The following is a 19,237-nucleotide window of genomic DNA, read 5'->3' on the forward strand; positions in this document are numbered from 1 at the left end:
GCCCGGAAATTGGCTGGGCGCAAAATCGCAGGTCCGGGGCCTTGCCGGAAATATCTTTGCATGCACGGAGCTATTGCGCAGCCCTATGGCCTGCGCCGCTCTGTCGCGGCCGGGAGGCGCGCCCACGCTGGCGCGCTCCTCGTCCATGTGGCGGATGCGGCGGGGTTTTCCGCCCCGCCGTGTCGTGGGCGGCGCGCGTGCCGGTTATTGCGGAATGACGGCGATGCCGTGCCCCTTGGGCAGCAGCCGCACCCTGGCTCCGGCGCCGACCTCGCCGCCATCGGCGGGGGCGGTGACGAAGAGTTCGCCGAGCGGCGTCTCGATCTCGTATTCCATGTATTTGCCGAGATAGCTCGCCGTCGTCACCGTGCCGGTCAGCCCGCCGGCATCGCCCTCGCCGAGCGGTTCGAGGCGCAGCGCGTCGGGCCGCACCGCGACCTTGACCGGGCCGGGGGTGAGGCCGCGCGCCGGCGCCTCGACGCTGGCGCCGCCAAGGTCGAGCGTCGCGGTCTCGCCGGTCACCTCGGTGATTGTGCCGTCGACCACATTGGCATCGCCGATGAAGTCGGCAACGAAGAGGTTCGCCGGGGCGTTCCACAGCTCGCGCGGGTTCGCCATCTGGGCGATGCGGGCGTTCGACATGACGATGACCTCGTCGGAGACGGCGAGCGCCTCCTCCTGGTCGTGGGTGACATAGACGACCGTCAGGCCGAGATCCTTCTGCAGCGCGCGGATGTCCTCGCGCACCTTGCGGCGCAGGCGGGCGTCGAGGTTGGACAGCGGCTCGTCGAACAGCAGGATCGAGGGTTCCAGCACCAGGGCGCGGGCGACGGCGACGCGCTGCTGCTGGCCGCCGGAGAGTTCCGACGGCAGCCGCGCGTCGTAGCCGGCAAGCCCGAGCAGGGCGAGCTTCTCGCGCGCCATCTCGGCCGCCTGCGCCTTGCCGATGCCGGACGAGCGCGGGCCGTACATGACGTTCTCCAGCACGCTCATATGCGGGAACAGCGCATAGGACTGGAACACCATGGTGACGTCGCGCTCGGCCGCCGACAGATGCGTCACGTCCTTGCCGTCGATCAGGATCTTGCCCTCGCTGGCGAGTTCCAGCCCGGCGATCATGCGCAAGGTGGTGGTCTTGCCGCAGCCCGAGGGGCCGAGCAGCGTCGTCAGCGTCCCCGCCTCGCAGCGGAAGGCGACATTGTCGACGGCGGTCACCGTGCCGTAGCGTTTGGTGACGCCGATGAAGTCGAGGCTTGCAGGTCCCATCAGTGTCCCCCTGCGACGATGGAGTCGCTGCCGCGCCGGCCCAGCCTCGCCTCGCCGACGAGGAAGCGGATGGTGGCGATGGCGGCGATCATGAAGACGATCATGAAGGCGCAATAGGCGATGGCGAGCGAGTATTCGCCCGCCTCCACCCGGCCGACGATATAGGCGGTCGCCATGTTGTAGCGCGCCGTGACGAGGAAGATGATCGCCGAGACCGCCGTCATCGCCTGGACGAAGGAGAAGACGAGGGTGGCGACGATGGCCGGCTTCATCAGGGGCAGCACGACCGCGACCAGCGTGCGGCCGGTGCGCGCCCGCAAGGTCGCCGAGGCCTCGTCCAGCGAGGTGTCGATCTGCGACAGGGCGGCGATGCCGGCGCGCACGCCGACCGGCATGTTGCGGAAGACGAAGCAGGCGATGAGGATGAAGCCGGTGCCGGTGATCTCCACCGGCGGCACGTTGAAGGCGAGGATATAGGCAACGCCGATCACCGTGCCGGGAATGGCGAAGGACAGCATGGTCAGGAACTCCAGCGTCCTGCGGCCGCGGAAGCGCTGGCGCGCCAGCACATAGGCGGTCAGCAGGCCGATGATCGTGGTCAGCGGCGCTGCCGCCGCCGAGACCATCACCGTGGTCCAGAACGAGTTCCAGGCCGAGCCGGCCCACAACAGGCCGCCGCCGGACCATTCCACCAGGAAGCCGGTGCGCAGATGGTCGAGCGTCGGCGTCATGTCGAGACGGCCGATGTCCTTCACGAAGCCGCCGATCAGCACGATCGTGTAGACGGCGACGGTCAGGCCGATCCACGGCACGATGACGCCCCACAGGCCGGCCGGCAGGCCCTTCGGCAGGGCGGCGGGCACGCCGCTGTCGCCCTTGCCGGACACGGTGACGAAGGAGGTGTTGGCGAGCAGGCGCATCTGCACCAGGAAGGCGGCCAGCGTGAAGGCGAGCAGCACCATGGCGAGCACCGCGGCGCGGCCGGGCTCGTGCTGGGCGCCGACGATGGCGAAGAAGATCTTGGTCGACAGGACCTCGAAATTGCCGCCGAGCACCAGGGGGTTGCCGAAATCGGCAAGGCTCTCGACGAAGGCCAGCAGATAGGTGTTGGCGATGGCCGGCAGCAGCAGCGGCAGCGTCACGGTCAAGAGGATGCGGGTGCGGTTGGCGCGCAGGGTCTGCGCCGCCTCCTCCAGCGTCGGCGACAGCGCCTTCAGCGCGCCGACCAGGATCAGGAAGGACAGCGGCACCTGCGACAGCACCTGCGCCAGCAGCACGCCGGGCATGCCGTAGAGCCAGCGGGTGCGCGGAATGCCGAACCACTCCCACAGGAACGTGGTGATGATGCCGGTGCGGCCGAACAGCACGATCAGCGCCAGGCCGATGACGAAGGGCGGGGTGATGATCGGCAGGATGGCGAGCGCGTCGAAGGCGCGCGGGAAGCGCACCTTGGTGCGCACCGCGATCAGGGCAAGGCCGAGCGCCAGCGTGGTGGAGAAGAAGGCGGCGAGAATGCCGAGAATGACGGTGTTGGGGGCAACGCCGCAGCGCGCGTTCGACCACAGGCAGTCGAGCGCCCAGATGTCGGCCTGCAGCAGCCGGTCGAGGAACACGCCGGCGTCGGCCTGCCGGTCGCCCTGGAAGGCTTCCGAGAGCATGCGCAGCACCGGCCAGAACACGAACAGCACCACCAGCGCGCCGATGGTGACGACGCTGACCGAGACGAAGCGGTCGTTGCGGAAGGCGCCGAAGCGGGCGATGGCGCCGGCGGCAAGGGCAATCAGCGCTAGGGCGAGAATGCCGGCGCCGGGGCCGAGCGGCCGGGCGACCTCGCTCGCGGCAAAGCCGAGAGAGAGCGCAAGGACGGGGAAGAAGCCGGCGACGATGATCGCGGCGAGTGCCAGCGCGCCGCCGATCGACCCGAAAAGGGCGCCGGCGCGCTGGGCGCCGGCAAGGCTTGCGGCGCCCGACAGGGCGAGCGCGAGGCACCCGAGTGCCGGTGCCAGATGGCCGGCGGCCAGCACGCCGCCGAGGCGGGTGCCGTCGTCGGCATGGTAGGCCAGCACCGCCGGGCCAATCAGCCCGGCGGCGGCCAGGATCACCGGAAAACGGTCGATCATCGCGATGTTGTCGGTCGAGGGACGGTGGCGCGCCTCACTTCGGCGCGGCACCGACCTCCGCATCCCACTTCGACAGCAGACGGGTGCGCTCGGCCGACGAGCCGTATTTGGCGAAGTCGTAGTCGATCAGCTTGACCGACGACAGGTCCGGCGCCTCCTCGGGGGCCTTGGCCGCCTTGTTGGACGGCACCTGGAACGAGTTCGCCGCCGCGCCGATTTCCTGTGCGGCCGGGGTCAGCGCCCAGTCGTACCACTTCTTGGCGTTGTCCGGGTTCGGGCCGCCCTTGACGATCGACATGGAGCCGATCTCGTAGCCGGTGCCCTCGCAGGGGGAGACCACCTTGATCGGCGCGCCCTGGACGACCTGGGTGACGCCGTCATGCTGGAAGGTGATGCCGATCAGCGATTCGCCGGTGGCGGCGGCACGCGCCGGGGCCGCGCCCGACTTGGTGTACTGGTTGATGTTCTTGTGCAGGGCCTTCATGTAGTCGAAGGCCGCATTCTCGCCCATCAACTGCACCAGGGTCGCGACCATCGTGTAGGAGGTGCCCGACGAGTTCGGGTTGGCGACCTGCACCTCGTCGCGGAATTCCTCGCGCAGAAGGTCAGACCAGCAGGCCGGCTCCGGCGCGCCGGTGGAGGCGAGCATCTCGGTGTTGAACGAGTAGCCGAGCGCGCCGGCATAGATGCCGACGGTCTTGAAGCCGGACTGCTCGGCCTGGGACACGGCCCAGGGCTGCAGCTCGGCCAGCATCGGCGACTGGTATTCGGCCGTCAGGTCCTCCTCGGCCGCCTGCAGATGCGGGTCGCCGGTGCCGCCCCACCACACGTCGCCGCGCGGATTGGCGGCTTCCGCCTTGATCTGGGCCAGCGTCTCGCCGGACGACTTGCGCGTCATGTTGACCTTGATGCCGGTCTCGCGCTCGAAGGCCAGCGCCATCGGCCGGCACCATTCTTCCTGCACGGAGCAGTAAAGGGTGAGTTCGCCGGAAGCCGAGGCGGGCACGGCCCACACCAGTCCGGCGAGACCGAAGGCGGCGCTTGACGCGAGCGCGCGCAGGCTGACGGTGATCTTGCTGGCAGTCGTTTTCATGATTTCCTCCCTTTACGAAACAGGCTTGCAAACCTGTGCATTCGTGCGTTCAACTTGAATTGCGCGAGGCCGATCGTCAATCTCCCGCCTTCGACCCTGGGGAAACTGCCAGGGCTGAGGCAGGCGAGGAGAGCGACAGACCGGCGACGCGCGCGGTCTCCTCGGCGACAGCGGGGGCTGCGACGAGGATCGGATTTCCGTTCGTCCAGTCGCCGCTGAAGAAGTCGCTGACACGGGCGCCCGCCTCGCTGGCGATGACGATCCCGGCGGCGACGTCCCAGGAGTTGATATGGCCTTCCAGATAGCCGTCGCTGCGGCCGCAGGCGACGGAGGCAAGGCCCATCGCGCCGGAGGCGGAGCGCTTGACATTGGCGCCGGCCTCGAACAGGGCGCGGACGGTGTCGATGAAGCGGCCGACCGGCAGGCGCGGCGACCAGCCGTGCTCCAGCGTGGCGCGGGTGATCGTGTCGGTGGCGGCCGCCTTGATCGGCTTGCCGTTCAGCGTCGCGCCATGGCCGCGCCGCGCCAGATAGGTCTCGCCGAGCGCCGGGGCGGCGATGCAGCCGAGTTCCGGGGTGCCGTTGAGGAGGAAGCCGATGGAAATGCACCAGGTGCGGTCGCCATGGGCGAAATTGGAGGTGCCGTCGATCGGATCGACGATCCACACCCGCTCGCTCACCTCGCCGCCGCCTTCCTCGCCCAGCACGCTGTCCTGCGGGAACACTTCGGCGATGCGGGCGCGAATCAGGGCTTCCACCGCCCCGTCGGCCTCGGTGAGCCAGTCCTGGGCGCCTTTCAGCGAGACGGCCATGGCGTCGCGATTGTCGAAATACCGCATGGCAAGGGCCGCGGCTTCGGCCGCAAGTCCTTGAAGGGCAAGAAACCGCAACGTCACGTCCGGATTCAAAGGTGCGCTCATGCTTTCCTCTTACTTAGCCGACAAATATCTGCCATCTTTGTTTTTCCACGTATTCGGCCGATGGAAAAGCGGTTTGTCGGCATCCTGCCGCCATGTTTGACGGCGAGACTTCAGAACGCTCCGTGCCGGACGGTCCCTGGCTCCGGCACGCGCAGCAATGGCGGATGAACATTACGGTTTGACGACGGTTCGGTGTTTGGCGGCGTCCGTCCGGCGGCCCGGAGAGGGGCCGCGAGACCGCCGGCAAAAGACGACAGGTGCCAAGACGACAGGTGCCAAGACGACAGGCACCGACATGACGGGCGCCAAGATGACGGGCAAGAGGACGACGAAGAGATGATGAGTGCGAGTGCGGTCTTCGTGCAGCTTATCGGCGGCGTTGCGCTGCTGATCTGGGCGGTGCGGATGGTGCGCACCGGCGTGGTGCGGGCGTTCGGCTCCTCGCTGAGGGCGGTGCTCGCCTCGGCGACGCGCAACCGGACGACGGCGGCGCTGGCCGGCGCCGGGGTCACCGTGTTGATGCAGAGCGCCACGGCGACGGCGATGCTGCTCACCTCGTTCTCGCGGCGCGGGCTGGTGCCGCTCGCCATGGCGCTGGCGGTGGTGCTCGGCGCCGATGTCGGCTCGGCCATCGCCGCGCAGATCCTGTCGCTCGACGTCTCCTATCTGTGGCCGGTCTTCGTCACCGCCGGCGTCGTCACCTTCCTGTCGATGGAGGCCGACCGGGCGCAGTGCATCGGCCGGGCGCTGATCGGCCTCGGCCTGCTCACCCTGTCGCTGCAGGCGCTGCGGGCGACCGTGGTGCCGCTCACGGAGTCCGAGACCTTCGCGCTGGTGCTCGCCGCGCTCGGCAGCGAGCCGATCCTCGCCGCCATCCTGGCCGCCGGCATCACCTGGGCGGCGCATTCCTCGCTCGCCGTGGTGCTCGTCATCGCCACCCTGGCGCTGACGGGGGCGGTCACGCCGACGCTCGCCATCGCCGCTGTGCTCGGCGCCAATGTTGGCGCGGCCGCAGCGCCCCTGTCGGCCAACTGGGGTGGGCCGCCGGAGACCAAGCGGGTGCCGCTCGGCAACATGCTGATGCGCGGCGCGGTCGCCGCGGTGCTGGTGCCGTTTTCCGGCGTGCTGGCCGATCTCGCCACCAGCCACGGCCTGGTCGGCGCGCGGCTGACCGTCGATGTGCATCTGGCCTACAACATCGTCGTCGCGCTGATCTTCATTCCGCTGGTCGGGCCGGTGTCGCGGCTGCTGGAGCGGCTCGTGCCGGCGGCGGCGCAGCCCGCCGATCCGAAGCGGCCGCGCTATCTCGGCAGCGCCGCCACCGACATGTCGTCGGAGGCGCTGGCCGCCGCCCATCGCGAGGCGCTGGCGCTCGGCGACCGGGTCGAGGCGATGCTGATCCGCTCGATGGAGGCGCTGGAGACCGGCGATCCGAAGCTGATCCGCGAGATCCGCGCCAGCGACGACGCGGTCGACGCGGTCAACGAGGCGATCAAGCTGCATCTGGTGCGCATGTCGCGCAAGGGCATGTCGGAGGAGGATTCCCGCCGCTTCATGGAGATCCTCTCCTTCACCACCAATCTGGAGCATATCGGCGACGTCATCGACAAGCAGCTCCTGGAACTGGCGGAGAAGAAGGGACGCGGCAATCTCGCCTTCTCCTCCGAAGGGCTTGCCGACCTCAAGACCTTCCATTCCCGGGTCGCGTCGAACTTCGCCACCGCGCTCAATGTCTTCGCCACCGGCGATGTCGACCTGGCGCGCCGGCTGTTCGCCGAAAAGACGGCGATCCGCGATCTCGAGCGGCACTATGCCGAGCGCCACTATGCGCGGCTGCGCGACGGGGTGAAGCTGTCGATGGAGACGACCTCGATCCATATGGACGTGCTGCGCGACCTGAAGCGCATCCACGGCCATTTCGTCGTGGTCGCCCAGCCGATTCTGGAGGCCTGCGGCGAGCTGGCCGACACGCGGCTGGTCGCCGCGCCGGCCGGCGGCGCGCGCCGCGACGAGGACGCAGCCTATCGCGGCACCGGCGGCGAACAGCCGGCCTGACTGAGCCGACTGACCGCGCCACCCGCGCGCGCCACCCGACCGGCGGCGCCGATAACCGGACGGGCCGTGCGGGAGCGCGCGGCCCGCCTTCGTTTCGGGCGGGTCTCGCCAGGGTCTCGCCAGGGTCTCGCCGGGGGTTCGCCGGGGATTTGATGGGGGCTTGACGGGCTTCATATATCGACTATTCTCGAAATATGGAAAAGACAGACGCTCTTTCAGCCTTCGCCGCCCTGTCGCAGGAGACCCGTCTCGACGTGTTGCGCCTGCTGATCCGGGCGGGGAGCGCGGGGATGGCGGCCGGCGACATCGCCGCCGCGCTCGGCGTCAGGCAGAACACGCTGTCGACCAATCTGGCGATCCTCACCCGTGCCGGCCTGCTGCGCAGCAGCCGCGAGGGGCGGACGATCCGCTATGTCGCCGATATGGGCGGCCTGACGGCGCTGCTTGCCTTCCTGATGGAAGACTGCTGCGGCGGCGCGCCCGATGTCTGCCGTCCGGTGCTGGCGTCGCTGCCGGCCTGCTGCGCGCCGGACCCCGTGATACGTTAAGGACCCTCATGACCATCGTCATTCACCACAATCCCGACTGCGGCACCTCGCGCAACGTGCTGGAGATGATCCGCGCCTCCGGCGAGGAGCCTGTCATCATCGAGTATCTCAAGACCGGCTGGACCCGGCCGCAGCTACAGGCGCTGTTCGCCGGCGCCGGGCTGACGCCGCGCAGCGCTCTGCGCGTATCGAAGTCGCCGGCCGAGGAGCTCGGCCTCACCGACCCCGCCGTCGACGACGAGACCATCCTTGCCGCCATGCTGGAGCATCCCATTCTGGTCAACCGGCCGATCGTCGTCAGCGAAAAGGGCATTCGCCTGTGCCGCCCCTCGGAAGCCGTGCTTGAGATCCTGCCGAATGCGGCGATCGGCACGTTCCGCAAGGAGGATGGCGAGATCGTCGTCGCCGGCTCCGCTTCCGGTACCGCTTCGGGGGCAGCTTCCGGGGCGGGGGAGGCCGCCTCGTGAGTTCCGTCGCCGATCTTGCCGCCGCCGATCTGCCGAACATCGACTTCTCTCAGATGCGCCGGATCGACCCGGCCGATTACGCCCTGCCGGGCGAGGCCTTCCATCCCCCGCGCATCCTGCTGCTCTACGGCTCGCTGCGTCCGCGCTCCTTCTCGCGCCTCGTCGCCGAGGAGTCCCGCCGCCTGCTCGACTGGCACGGCTGCGAGACGCGGATGTTCGACCCGCGCGACTTGCCGCTGGTCGACGGGGCTGATCCGGAGCACCCCAAGGTGCGCGAATTGCGCGAACTCGCCATGTGGTCGGAAGGCATGGTTTGGGTCTCGCCGGAGCGGCACGGAGCGATGACCGGCCTGATGAAGACGCAGATCGACTGGCTGCCGCTGTCGCTCGGCGGCATCCGCCCGACCCAGGGCAAGACGCTGGCGGTGATGCAGGTCTGCGGCGGCTCGCAGAGCTTCAACGCGGTCAACCAGATGCGCATTCTCGGCCGCTGGATGCGGATGGTCACCATCCCCAACCAGTCCTCCGTCGCCCGCGCCTTCGCCGAATTCGGCGAGGACGACCGGATGAAGCCGTCCTCCTATTACAACCGCATCGTCGACGTCACCGAGGAACTGGTGAAGTTCACGCTGATGGTGCGCGGGCGCTCCAACGCGCTGGTCGACCGCTATTCGGAGCGGGTGGAGACGGCGGCCGAGGTGTCGGCGCGCGTCAACCAGCGCTCGATCTGACGCGGTTTCCACCGCTCTTGCCTGCCGCTGCCGCCCGTGGCGGTCGCGCCCATGCTCTGTCTGGCGCGGTCGCGCCCATGCTCTGCCTGCCGCGGTCGCGCCCGTGCTATCGTCCGGCGCAATCGCGACGGACGCCGCAAGGCGGATCGTCGATAAAGGGCGGAAACGGGTACGGCGGCATGATCGACAAGCTGGAAATGTTCATTGCCTTGGTGCGCGAGCGCCATTTCGGCCGCGCGGCGGAGAGCATCGGCGTCACCCAGCCGACGCTGTCTTCGGCGATCCGCCAGCTTGAGGATCAGCTCAACGTCCAGCTCGTCCATCGCGGCTCGCGTTTCCAGGGGCTGACGCCGGAGGGCGAGCGGGTGCATGCGCTGGCCCTGCGGATCGTCGGCGACATGCGTGCCCTGCGCGAGGAGATGCGCGCCGTGCGCTCCGATCTGGAGGGCACCTTGCGCATCGGCGTCGTCCCGACGGCGCTGCCGATGGTCGCCGATCTCGTCTCTCCTTATGCGCTGCGCCACCCGCGCGTGCGCTTCCAGATCCTGTCGCGCACCTCGGCCGAGATCCTCGAGCAGATGGACCGGCTCGACCTCGATGCCGGCATCACCTATCTCGACGCCGACGCCCGGCGCCGCCGCACCGTGCTGCCGCTCTACGCCGAGCGCTATCGTCTGCTTGTCTCCGTGTCCGATCCGCTGGCGGCGCGCGACCGGATCGGCTGGCACGAGCTCGGCGGCGAGCAGCTCTGCCTCCTGACCCCCGACATGCAGAACCGCGCCATTGTCGACCGGCATCTTGCGGCAGCCGGGGTCACGCCGAAGGCCCAGGTCGAATCCAACTCGATCATCGCCCTCGTCGCCCATGTTATCACCGGCAAATGGGCCTCCGTGGTGCCGGAAAAGCTCGCCGGCATGTTCGTCTCCGCCGGCGCCATCGCCGCCGTGCCGATCTCCGGCGACAGCGCGGATGCGGGAGAGCCGATCGGCCTCGTCATGGTGCAGCGCGAACCGCTGACGCCGCTGCTGGCGACCCTGTCGGAGGTCGCCCGGCAACTTGCCGTCTGAGCGGCGATTGCGACGCGAGTCTCAATTTTCGGGCATTTTGAGAGCGAATTTCGCAAAAATCGTCGCAACCTGAAATTGCGTTCAAGCCTTTGAAAAAACAGAACTTCCTTGTGATTCCGCGAGTTGGGTCGCGCAAGACCGATCCGGCCGGAAAAGGCTGCCGCAAGGGGTTGATCCCCGGCCGTTTGTCGCCCAGCATGACGGCACGGCTGTTGCGAAAGACCGGCAAAGGGGACGGGATGCGGGCGATTGGTTTCCTTCTGACACTGCTTCTTGTCCCCGTCGTCATGCTTGCCGAGGTCGCGTCCGGGTCTGCCTCCGACGACGGCGCCGGCTGGCTGATCGAGAGCTGCACGGCGAGCGGCGACACGCTCAATGTCCGCGCCGGGCCGGGCACCCAGCACCCGGTTCTGGCGACCCTGGAAAACGGCACCGGCCTCCGGGTCCGCTCAGGCAATCCCCGCGACCCGCGATCCTGGCTGCGGGTGGAACTGCTCGACGACCTGCAGGGCGAGGTGCACGGGTTCGAGCTCGACGGCTATGTTCTGGCGCGGCTGACCGTGACCGGCATGTGCCAGGTGCTGCACGATCCGGCGGTGGCTGGCCTTGCCGGATCGCGGATCGGCGGCCGCGACGTCACGCTCGGTCCCTGGGACCCCTACCACGACCTGCATCTCAACAATCCCGATCACCCGCAGAGCCGGCGGGTGCTCGATGTGGCGACGCCCGCCTATGAGGCGATGCTGGTGCGGGAAGGCTATGGCGAGGTGCTGGAGGGCGGCTCGCTCTATGCCCGCGAGGATGCGGAGGAAGAGGAGCGGCAGCGCCAGGCGGCGGCCGCCGCGCCGGCGCCGCTTGCGCCCGCTGCCCGGCCGCAACCTGTGGCCTCCGCCCCGGTCGATGTCTCGGCGCCGCCGGTCTGCGAGAGCCGCCAGCTCGTTCCCTCGGAGCGCGGCCTCGGCCACTTTGTCCTCGCCGACGCCGCTGGCACGCCGCAGGTGCTGTGGACGGCGCTGCGGCCCGATGTCCGGCTCGCGCGCCTCAGCCCGGCGCTGGCCGGGCCGCTGCCGTCCGGCGGCGGCGAAGTCGGGTCCGGCGACCCGGTGCTGCTCCGCGACCAGACCCTCCGCCACGTCGGCGTTTGGACCGGCACCGTCCGCTCCGCCTCCGGTTACCGCGATCAGGCACTGGGTCTGATCGATCCCGGCGGCCCGTCGGGCGGCGAGATCGAGACCCGCGCCCCGTCGCCCGCGGCAGGTCCCCTGCATGCCCATCGTGCTGGCGACGGAAGCCTGATCCTATTGATGCTTAAAGGCTTTTCGGATCGCTCGTTGGTGGCTGTGCGCGCCGGGCGGGCAGGAGGCTGGCAGGTGGAAGAGGTGCAATCCGGCGGTTCTGGCGCCCGGATCGGCCATGTCATTGGCGCCTCGCATCCCAATGGCGACCTGACGGCGATCTGGAGCGAGCCCTTCGCGGACGGGGCAAGCTTGGCCCGGCCGCACCTCTATATGGTGACGCGCGAGGCGGCGTCCGGCCGTTGGGGCGCTCCCGCGCGGATCACTGCGACGGGCAGCGACCGGGTGGCGATGACCAACGGCTATACCGGCGCGGTCGGTCTCGGCGGCGAACTGCTGCTCTGGTGGTCGGATGTGGGGGCGCCGCTGCGGGCGGTTCGGGTCGGCCTTGACGGGGCAGCAATCGGGCCGGTGCTGGAGCCCGAAGGGGCGCACACTCTGCTGGCGGGCGGCGCTTCGCCTTGGGGAGATGCGCTGTTTGTCCTTGAACATCAAAGGGGTAGCAATAGCTGGGTGCGCATCCGGGACGGAGCGATGAGCGCGCCGCAGCCCATCGAGGGGCTGGACATGAAGCGCTCCACCGGGGTGCCGCAGGTCGAGCCGACGCGCGACGGCGGCTTCTGGCTGGTCCAGCGTGGCTGGGGGATCGACCGGATGCTGCGCTTCGACGGCGCTTCGGGTGCCTGGTCGCCGGAGACGCGCAGCGACAACCGTCCGCCGCAGGACGATGCTCGGCTCGAGCGGGCGACCTCGGCCGGGCCCGCCGCTGTCCTGCCGGACGGGTCGCTGGCGCTGGCCACCAACCTGTCGCATCGCAGCGGCGGCGGCCACGACATCCTGCTGCGGATCTGCCGCTGACCGGGCTGTTCTATTGCCGGTCCAGCGGGCGGGGGGACGGATGACCGGGCGGGAGGCCTGCGACAGCGAAAGGGGCTGGCGGGGTGGCCGTGCGATTTATTTTGTCCCCGCGATATGAGGCCTTGTTTTGGTCACCGTTGGCGTCCATATAGGGGCATATCGATCTGGGTTGTCGAACTTTGTTCCTGAGCGCGCGTGGCGCGTGAACGGCGATCTTCCTCTCTCAAAATCGATCTGAACCGTCTGCCGTTTGCTTTTGCTGGGCAGGCATCTACCCGTTCGCGATATGAAAAGGAAATCGCCATGAACACCGGTACCGTGAAGTTCTTCAACACCACCAAGGGCTTCGGTTTCATCGAGCAGGGCGGCGGCAAGCCCGACGTCTTCGTTCACATCTCTGCGGTCGAGCGCGCTGGCATGACCAGCCTCGTCGAGGGCCAGAAGGTCAGCTTCGAGATCGTCACCGATCGCCGCAGCGGCAAGGCTGCCGCCGACAACCTGCAGGCCGCGTAAGGACCTGCAGCGTCGGGACTGACAGGCTTGGCGGACATATCCCCGCCTGTCAGGCGCCCTCAACGGCGACGCCCCGACGAACGCAATCGTGCTTCTGAGCGCTGACCACGGATGTACTGGCAGCACTCATCGAGGCACAAGGGAAGGCCGGGTTCGCCCGGCCTTTTTGCGTTTTGGGGCGATCCCGATCCCTACAGCACCGCGCCGATCTGCCAGGGCACGAATTCGTGGTCGCCGAGGCCCAAAGCCTCGGATTTCGTGCGTTCGCCCGAGGCGGCGGCGATCAGCCGGGCATGGATCTCGCGGCCTTTTTCGGCCAATGAGACGCCGGTTTCCAGCACCTCGCCGGCATTGACGTCCATGTCCTCGCGCATTGCCCGGTAGAGCCGGTCGCTGGTGGCGATCTTCAGGGTCGGGGCCGGTTTGGAGCCGAAAGCCGAGCCGCGCCCGGTGGTGAAGGCAACGAGCTGGCAGCCGCCGGCGATCTGTCCCGTCGCCGAGACCGGGTCGTAGCCGGGCGTGTCCATGAAGACGAGGCCCGGCCCCTTCACCTGTTCGCCGTAGCCGACCACTTCGTTCAGAGGCGTGGCGCCGGCCTTGGCAACGGCGCCGAGCGACTTTTCCAGGATGGTGGTGAGGCCGCCGGCCTTGTTGCCGGGGCTGGGGTTCTGGTCGAGCGAGGCGCCGTTCTGCGCCGCGTAGTCCTCCCACCAGCGGATGCGCTCGATCAGGCGGTCGGCGACCTCCTTTGAGGCCGCGCGCGACAGCAAAAGCTGTTCGGCGCCAAAGATTTCCGGGGTTTCCGACAGGACGACGGTCGCGCCCTGCGCCACCAAGAGGTCGCAGGCGATGCCGAGCGCCGGGTTGGCGGTTATCCCCGACCAGCCGTCGGAGCCGCCGCATTGCAGGCCGAGCTTCAGCGCCGAGATCGGCACCGGCCGGCGGGCGGTGCGGTTCACCTCCGGCAGCAGCTCGTGGACGGTCGCGACGATCCGCTCGATGGTGGCGCGTGTGCCGCCGTTCTCCTGGATCGCAAGGCCGTGGAAGCGGGTCTCCGCGCCGTCCGAATAGAGCGCCTTCATGCGCGCCACCTGCATCACCTCGCAGCCGAGGCCGACGAAAACCGCAGCGCCGACATTGGGATGGGTCGCATGGCCCCACAGCACGCGCTGGAGGATCTCCCAGCCCGGCCCGCTGGACGACATGCCGCAGCCGGTGCCGTGGGCGAAGGCGACGACGCCGTCGATGTTCGGCCAGTCGTCCAGCACGCCGGAGGCGTTGAGGATGTCGGCGGCCCGGCGCACCACGGTCGCCGAGCAGTTCACCGTGGCGACCAGCGCGATCATGTTGCGTGTGCCGGCGCGCCCATCGGCGCGCTGGTAGCCGAGGAAGCTGCCGGCGATATCCCCCTCGGCAAGGCGCGGGATGGCGGCGCGGGCCTCGTCCAGCTTGTCGGAGATGCGGTAGGCGCGCTCATGGGCGCCGATCTCGCAATTGTGCGAATGGACATGCGCGCCAGCGGCAATTTCGTCCGTCGCATAGCCGATCACCTGGCCGTATTTGACCACCGGTTCGCCCGTCGCAATCGCCCGGCGGGCGATCTTGTGCCCGGGCGCGACCGCGGCGGAGAGCGGCGCGCCGAGATTCAGCGGATCGCTGCCGGCCTCCGCGCGGGCGGCAAGCACGGCGACATTGTCGCGCTCCGACAGGACGAGCGGGGGATGGGCGGCGAGGCCGATTTCGTTGTCAGGCATGACGGGTTCCGGGGTGGGAGAGGGCCGTGACGACGCCGCGCAACTCGGCAAGGCCGCGCATGCGTCCGATCAGAGGATAGCCCGGATGGGTGTCGCGGTCGAAGTCCGACAGCAGCACGTGTCCGTGGTCGGGGCGGAAGGGGATTTCCGCGTCCCGCCGGCCCTCGTCCCGGCGGCGGCGCTCCTCGGTGAGCAGTGCTGCGGCGAGCGCCACCATGTCGGTGTCGCCGGCAAGGTGCGCGGCTTCCTCGAAGCTGCCATCCGTTTCCTTCGCCACGTTGCGCAGATGCGCGAAATGGATGCGCGGGGCGAAACGGCGGGCGATGGCCGGTACGTCGTTCGCCGGATTGGCACCGAGCGAGCCGGAGCACAGGGTCAGGCCGTTGGCCGGCGTCTCGTCGCGGCCGAGGATCCAGGCGATATCCTCGGCATCCGAAACGATGCGGGGCAGGCCGAGAATGTCGCGCGGCGGGTCGTCCGGGTGGACGCACAGGCGCATGCCGAGCTCTGCGGCCGCCGGCACCACCTCGTCGAGGAAGCGGGCGAAGTTGGCGCGCAGGGCCTGCGTGTCGATGCCGGCATAGAGCGTCAATGCCCGGCGCAGGGCCGGGATGTCGTAGCGGTCATAGGCGCCGGGAAGGCCCGCCATGATCGCGGCGACGAGCTCCTCGCGCGCGGCTTCATCGCTTGCCTCGAACCACCGGCGGGCGCGGGCGCGCACCTCGTCCGGGTAGTCGTTTTCCGCCCCCTCGCGCTCCAGCATGAACATCTCCAGCGCGCACATGCGCGCGGCATCGAAGCGCAGGCAGGTGCCGCCGCCGCGCACTGGGCTCGCCAGGTCGGTGCGCGTCCAGTCGAGCAGCGGCATGAAGTTGTAGCAGACGGTGAAGATACCCTCGGCCGCAAGGTTGGCGAGCGACTGGCGGTAATTGGCAAAGAGCGGGGCGAGGTCGCCGTCGCCGCGCTTGATATGCTCGTGCACGGGCAGGCTCTCGACCACCTGCCAGGAGAGGTCGAGACCGCTTGCGGCGATCATCGCCTTGCGGGCGGCGATGGCCTGCCGGCTCCAGATTTCCCCGTACGGGATCTCGTGCAGCGCGGTGACGATGCCGCGCGCGCCGGTCTGCGCAATCTCGTCAAGCCCGATGCGGTCGAGCGGTCCGTACCAGCGCCAGCTTTCAAGCATGACAGGCCTCGACCATGGCGCGGGCGCCCCGCTCGGCAAGGCCCGCATGGGCCTCGGTGAGACGGGCGCGGAACGCTGTGTTGCCGGCAAGGCTCGCCGGAAAGATCTCGCGAAGTTCCAGGAGGGCGGCGACTTTTGCTGCCGAGCCTTCGGCTGCATCGCACAAGGCGTTGAGGCGCTCCGCCATCGGGTCGCGCACGTCGATCGGCCGGCCCGAAAGATCGGTGCCGCCGACATAGGTCATCCAGGCGGCGACCGCGAGGATAAGGCCGGACATCGGCCGGCCGGCGGCAAGGCCTTCCGTGAGCTGTCCGAGAATGCGCTGCGGGAGTTTCTGTGAGCCGTCCATGGCGATCTGCCAGGTGCGGTGGCGGATCGCCGGATTGGCGTAGCGCTCTTTCAGCCGGGCCGCATAGGCGGCGAGATCGACGCCGGGCGGCGGAGTGAGGCCGGGCAGGATCTCGTCTGCCCAGAGGCGATCGAGAAAGGCCGAGAAGACCGGGTCGGCGACGGTGTCGGCGATGGTCTCGTGCCCGGCGAGATAGCCGAGATAGGCGAGCGAGCTGTGCGTGCCGTTGAGGCAGCGCAGCTTCATCAGCTCGTAGGGAGCGACGTCAGCGACGAGTTCCGCGCCGCAGGCCGCAAGGTCCGGCCGGTCGCCGCCGACGAAATCGTCCTCGATCACCCATTGGCGGAACGGCTCGTGCAACACCGGGCTCTCGTCGCGGCAGCCGATCAGGCGGGCGACATGGTCGAGATCGGCAGGGCTGGTCGCCGGCACGATGCGGTCGACCATGGTGGAGGGGAACCGGCCTTCCGACGCGATCCACTCGCAAAGGCCCGGGTCGATCCGCTCGGCCAGTTCGAGCACCAGGGCGCGCAGCATCGCGCCGTTGTGGGGGAGGTTGTCGCAGGTCAGCACGGTGAAGGGCTTGATCCCCGCCGCGCGGCGGCGGGCGAGCGCGCGCACCAGGAAGCCGAGCGCGGAAGCGGGCCGTGCCGGCTCGGCAAGGTCCGCGACGATATCGGGATGGGCGAGCGACAGCCGGCCGGTCGCGGGCTCGTGGCAATACCCCTTCTCGGTGACGGTGAGGGTGACGATCCGCGTGGCGGGTGCGGCCATCAGGGCGACCACCGCTTCCGGGTTCTCCGGCGCGACGAGGACGCCGGCCAGCACGTCGACGAGGCGCGGGATTTCCCCGTTGCGGCCGAGCTCCAGCGCGGTATAGGCGAAGTCCTGCGGCGCCAGCCGGTCGCGCTGGTCGGGCCGCTTCAAGGAGACGCCGATGATGCCCCAGTCGCCGCCGGACGCGGCCATCGCCTCGGCGATGTAGAGGGCACCATGGGCGCGGAAGAAGGCGCCGAGGCCGAGATGGACGATGCCGGTGCCGGGGCGGGGGCCTTCGTGGCGCGGTTTCAGGCGGGGCAGGTCAGCGGGCAAGCCAGCCTCCATCGACAGGGATCACCGCGCCGTGCACATAGCGGGCGGCCGGAGAGCAGAGAAAGACAGCGGTGCCGGCAATATCCTCGGGCGCGCCCCAGTGGCCGGCCGGAATGCGGTCGAGGATCGCGGCGGAGCGGTTCGGGTCCTCGCGCAGCGCCTTGGTGTTGTTGGTGGCGATATAGCCGGGCGCGATGGCGTTGACGTTGATGCCTTTTGCCGCCCACTCGTTGGCGAGGATCTTGGTTATCCCCGCAACGCCGTGCTTGGCGGCGGTGTAGGACGGCACGCGGATGCCGCCCTGGAAGGACAGCATCGAGGCGATGTTGACGACCGCGCCGCCCTCGCCGCGCGCCAGCAGGTCGCGGGCGAAGGCCTGGGTCGTGAAGAACAGCGCCTTGAGATTGACGTCCATCACCGCGTCCCAGTCGTCTTCGGTGAAGTCGGCGCTGTCGCCCCGGCGGATGATGCCGGCATTGTTGACGAGGATCGAATGCCCCGTGCCGCCAAAGACGTCGCGGGCCGCCATCGGGTCGGCCAGGTCGAGGGCCAGCGAAGTCGCACGGCCGCCGGCGGCCTCGATCGCGGCGACCGTTTCAATGCAGGAGCGGCGGCCGGCGCAGGTCACTTCCGCGCCGGCTGCCGCCAGTTCGAGCGCGATGGCCTGGCCGATGCCGGTATTGGCGCCGGTCACCAGCGCCTTGCGCCCGGACAGCGAGAAGGAGGTGCTCATTTCATCTCCGCCATGCTGACGAAGTCCATGTCGGTATAGTCGACATTGTCGCCGGCCATCGCCCAGATGAACGTGTAGCTGCCGGTGCCGGCGCCCGAGTGGATCGACCAGGGCGGCGAGATTGCGGCCTCCTCGTTGGCGACGATGAGGTGACGGGTCTGCTGCGGCTCGCCCATCAGGTGCAGGACGCGCTGGTCGTCCGTCATGTCGAAGTATAGATAGGCCTCCATCCGCCGGTCGTGGACGTGGGCCGGCATGGTGTTCCAGACCGAGCCGTCCTCCAGCGTGGTGTAGCCGAGCACGAGCTGGCAGCTTTCCATCACCAGCGGATGGACGAACTGGTTGATGGTCCGCTTGTTGGAGGTCTCGGTGGCGCCGAGCTTCAGGCTGTTGGCCTCCGACAGGCGGATCAGCCGCGAGGGCAGGGTGCGATGCGCGGGGGCGGAGGTGATGTAGAAGCGCCCGCCGCCGGAAAAGGTGACCGGGCCGGTGCCCATGCCGAGATAGAGCACGTCGCCGCGCTCCAGCGTCCAGCTTCTGCCATCCGTCGAGACCTCGCCGGTCGCGCCGATATTGACGACGGCCATCTCGCGCCGCTCCAGGAAGGTGGCGGTGCGGGTTTCCTCGACCTTGTCGAGGGTGAGCTTGCCGGCGCCCGGCACCGCGCCGCCCAGCACGAAGCGGTCGTAATGGGTGTAGACGAGGCGGATCTCGCCGTCGCGGAAGAGGCTCCCGGCATGGAAGTGGCGGCGCAGCTCGTCCGTGTCCATGCCCCTGGCATGGTCCTGGTGGACGGCGTGGCGGGTCTCGACGCTCAGCATGGCGGCTCCTTCAAAGGGGGATGTTCGGGATCAGAGGAAGTCGTCGCGGCGGGGCGTGAAGCCGTCGATCAGGCGCCCTGCCTCGAGGCAGCGGCAGCCGTGCACCGCGTTGGAGGGAATGATGAAACTGTCCCCGGGGCCGACCTCGAACTCCTCGCCGTCAAGCGTGAAGACGAAGCGGCCGCTTTCCACATAGGTCGACTGGATATGCGGATGGCTGTGCAGCGCGCCTTCCGCGCCGGCCTCAAAGGTGAAGGCGACGACCATCATTTGCGGACTGTCGGCAACGACGCGGCGGGTTATCCCCGGTCCGGTCGCAACTTCTGGAAAGGTGGCAAGGGGCGACATGGGGGGTGACATGAACGGGCTC

Annotated in this window: 17 protein-coding genes; 7 read left to right on the forward strand and 10 right to left on the reverse strand. The window is 69.0% G+C overall.

From position 1 onward, the window contains the following. Window positions 1–204: 204 nt before the first annotated feature. The 4 genes from P2PM1_RS04855 to P2PM1_RS04870 form a co-directional block, all read right to left on the reverse strand. Window positions 205–1,266 (reverse strand): ABC transporter ATP-binding protein, encoded by a 1,062-nt coding sequence (locus tag P2PM1_RS04855; RefSeq protein WP_186398321.1) that lies wholly within the window; start codon window positions 1,264–1,266, stop codon window positions 205–207. Then, window positions 1,266–3,437: an iron ABC transporter permease gene (locus P2PM1_RS04860; RefSeq protein ID WP_208985178.1), complete on the reverse strand. Its 2,172-nt coding sequence runs from the start codon at window positions 3,435–3,437 to the stop codon at window positions 1,266–1,268. The genes P2PM1_RS04855 and P2PM1_RS04860 overlap by 1 nt, the downstream gene beginning before the upstream one ends. Further along, window positions 3,421–4,479 (reverse strand): ABC transporter substrate-binding protein, encoded by a 1,059-nt coding sequence (locus P2PM1_RS04865; protein WP_186398322.1) that lies wholly within the window; start codon window positions 4,477–4,479, stop codon window positions 3,421–3,423. Before P2PM1_RS04865 ends, P2PM1_RS04860 begins: the two co-directional genes overlap by 17 nt. Before the next feature lie 76 nt (window positions 4,480–4,555). Continuing rightward, on the reverse strand, window positions 4,556–5,398 hold the full coding sequence (locus P2PM1_RS04870) for an inositol monophosphatase family protein (protein ID WP_186398323.1): 843 nt from the start codon (window positions 5,396–5,398) through the stop codon (window positions 4,556–4,558). Between the two features lie 336 nt (window positions 5,399–5,734). Here P2PM1_RS04870 and P2PM1_RS04875 point away from each other — a divergent pair, with 336 nt between their 5' ends. The 7 genes from P2PM1_RS04875 to P2PM1_RS04905 all read left to right on the forward strand — a co-directional run bounded on the left by P2PM1_RS04875 (window position 5,735) and on the right by P2PM1_RS04905 (window position 12,932). Then, window positions 5,735–7,453, forward strand: a complete 1,719-nt coding sequence (locus P2PM1_RS04875) for a Na/Pi cotransporter family protein (RefSeq protein WP_186398324.1) — start codon at window positions 5,735–5,737, stop codon at window positions 7,451–7,453. 194 nt (window positions 7,454–7,647) lie between these two features. Then, window positions 7,648–8,001, forward strand: a complete 354-nt coding sequence (locus tag P2PM1_RS04880) for a helix-turn-helix transcriptional regulator (RefSeq protein ID WP_186398325.1) — start codon at window positions 7,648–7,650, stop codon at window positions 7,999–8,001. 8 nt (window positions 8,002–8,009) lie between these two features. Then, window positions 8,010–8,468: an arsenate reductase (glutaredoxin) gene (gene arsC / locus P2PM1_RS04885; protein WP_186388106.1), complete on the forward strand. Its 459-nt coding sequence runs from the start codon at window positions 8,010–8,012 to the stop codon at window positions 8,466–8,468. Further along, complete coding sequence (gene arsH, locus P2PM1_RS04890; RefSeq protein WP_256376450.1) at window positions 8,465–9,199, forward strand: arsenical resistance protein ArsH; 735 nt, start codon at window positions 8,465–8,467, stop codon at window positions 9,197–9,199. The genes arsC and arsH overlap by 4 nt, the downstream gene beginning before the upstream one ends. A 179-nt stretch (window positions 9,200–9,378) precedes the next feature. Then, entirely contained in the window at window positions 9,379–10,266 is an 888-nt protein-coding gene (locus tag P2PM1_RS04895; protein WP_186388105.1) for a LysR family transcriptional regulator, read from the forward strand. A 239-nt stretch (window positions 10,267–10,505) separates the two neighbouring features. Next, a complete protein-coding gene (locus P2PM1_RS04900) occupies window positions 10,506–12,419 on the forward strand; it encodes an SH3 domain-containing protein (protein ID WP_186398326.1) in 1,914 nt (637 codons plus the stop codon). A 303-nt stretch (window positions 12,420–12,722) separates the two neighbouring features. Next, window positions 12,723–12,932, forward strand: coding sequence for a cold-shock protein (locus P2PM1_RS04905; RefSeq protein WP_186388103.1), 210 nt, complete (start codon window positions 12,723–12,725; stop codon window positions 12,930–12,932). Window positions 12,933–13,123: 191 nt separating this feature from the next. On the opposite strand, the gene P2PM1_RS04910 is transcribed toward P2PM1_RS04905, so the two are convergent. Genes P2PM1_RS04910 through P2PM1_RS04935 form a run of 6 tightly spaced genes read right to left on the reverse strand, consistent with a single transcriptional unit; the run spans window position 13,124 to window position 19,215 of the window. Next, a complete protein-coding gene (locus P2PM1_RS04910) occupies window positions 13,124–14,686 on the reverse strand; it encodes a UxaA family hydrolase (RefSeq protein WP_186398327.1) in 1,563 nt (520 codons plus the stop codon). Further along, window positions 14,679–15,872 (reverse strand): mannonate dehydratase, encoded by a 1,194-nt coding sequence (gene uxuA, locus P2PM1_RS04915; RefSeq protein WP_186398328.1) that lies wholly within the window; start codon window positions 15,870–15,872, stop codon window positions 14,679–14,681. Before uxuA ends, P2PM1_RS04910 begins: the two co-directional genes overlap by 8 nt. Further along, window positions 15,865–17,313, reverse strand: coding sequence for a mannitol dehydrogenase family protein (locus P2PM1_RS04920; protein ID WP_371636387.1), 1,449 nt, complete (start codon window positions 17,311–17,313; stop codon window positions 15,865–15,867). The genes uxuA and P2PM1_RS04920 overlap by 8 nt, the downstream gene beginning before the upstream one ends. Then, entirely contained in the window at window positions 17,303–18,046 is a 744-nt protein-coding gene (kduD, locus tag P2PM1_RS04925) for a 2-dehydro-3-deoxy-D-gluconate 5-dehydrogenase KduD (RefSeq protein ID WP_186398330.1), read from the reverse strand. The genes P2PM1_RS04920 and kduD overlap by 11 nt, the downstream gene beginning before the upstream one ends. Next, window positions 18,043–18,867, reverse strand: a complete 825-nt coding sequence (gene kduI, locus P2PM1_RS04930; RefSeq protein WP_186398331.1) for a 5-dehydro-4-deoxy-D-glucuronate isomerase — start codon at window positions 18,865–18,867, stop codon at window positions 18,043–18,045. The genes kduD and kduI overlap by 4 nt, the downstream gene beginning before the upstream one ends. A gap of 30 nt (window positions 18,868–18,897) precedes the next feature. Further along, window positions 18,898–19,215 (reverse strand): cupin domain-containing protein, encoded by a 318-nt coding sequence (locus tag P2PM1_RS04935; RefSeq protein ID WP_186398383.1) that lies wholly within the window; start codon window positions 19,213–19,215, stop codon window positions 18,898–18,900. Window positions 19,216–19,237 lie beyond the last annotated feature (22 nt).

Origin of the sequence: Stappia sp. P2PMeth1 (genome assembly GCF_900185735.1) — a bacterium.
Lineage (GTDB): Bacteria > Pseudomonadota > Alphaproteobacteria > Rhizobiales > Stappiaceae > Stappia.

Excerpts from the sequence above, each read along its gene's own strand:
- P2PM1_RS04855 (WP_186398321.1), bottom strand. The coding sequence starts at position 1,266 with ATGGGACCTGCAAGCCTCGACTTCATCGGCGTCACCAAACGCTACGGC.
- P2PM1_RS04865 (WP_186398322.1), bottom strand. The coding sequence starts at position 4,479 with ATGAAAACGACTGCCAGCAAGATCACCGTCAGCCTGCGCGCGCTCGCG.
- P2PM1_RS04870 (WP_186398323.1), bottom strand. The coding sequence starts at position 5,398 with ATGAGCGCACCTTTGAATCCGGACGTGACGTTGCGGTTTCTTGCCCTT.
- P2PM1_RS04875 (WP_186398324.1), top strand. The coding sequence starts at position 5,735 with ATGATGAGTGCGAGTGCGGTCTTCGTGCAGCTTATCGGCGGCGTTGCG.
- P2PM1_RS04880 (WP_186398325.1), top strand. The coding sequence starts at position 7,648 with ATGGAAAAGACAGACGCTCTTTCAGCCTTCGCCGCCCTGTCGCAGGAG.
- arsC (WP_186388106.1), top strand. The coding sequence starts at position 8,010 with ATGACCATCGTCATTCACCACAATCCCGACTGCGGCACCTCGCGCAAC.
- P2PM1_RS04895 (WP_186388105.1), top strand. The coding sequence starts at position 9,379 with ATGATCGACAAGCTGGAAATGTTCATTGCCTTGGTGCGCGAGCGCCAT.
- P2PM1_RS04900 (WP_186398326.1), top strand. The coding sequence starts at position 10,506 with ATGCGGGCGATTGGTTTCCTTCTGACACTGCTTCTTGTCCCCGTCGTC.
- P2PM1_RS04905 (WP_186388103.1), top strand. The coding sequence starts at position 12,723 with ATGAACACCGGTACCGTGAAGTTCTTCAACACCACCAAGGGCTTCGGT.
- P2PM1_RS04910 (WP_186398327.1), bottom strand. The coding sequence starts at position 14,686 with ATGCCTGACAACGAAATCGGCCTCGCCGCCCATCCCCCGCTCGTCCTG.
- uxuA (WP_186398328.1), bottom strand. The coding sequence starts at position 15,872 with ATGCTTGAAAGCTGGCGCTGGTACGGACCGCTCGACCGCATCGGGCTT.
- kduD (WP_186398330.1), bottom strand. The coding sequence starts at position 18,046 with ATGAGCACCTCCTTCTCGCTGTCCGGGCGCAAGGCGCTGGTGACCGGC.
- kduI (WP_186398331.1), bottom strand. The coding sequence starts at position 18,867 with ATGCTGAGCGTCGAGACCCGCCACGCCGTCCACCAGGACCATGCCAGG.
- P2PM1_RS04935 (WP_186398383.1), bottom strand. The coding sequence starts at position 19,215 with ATGTCGCCCCTTGCCACCTTTCCAGAAGTTGCGACCGGACCGGGGATA.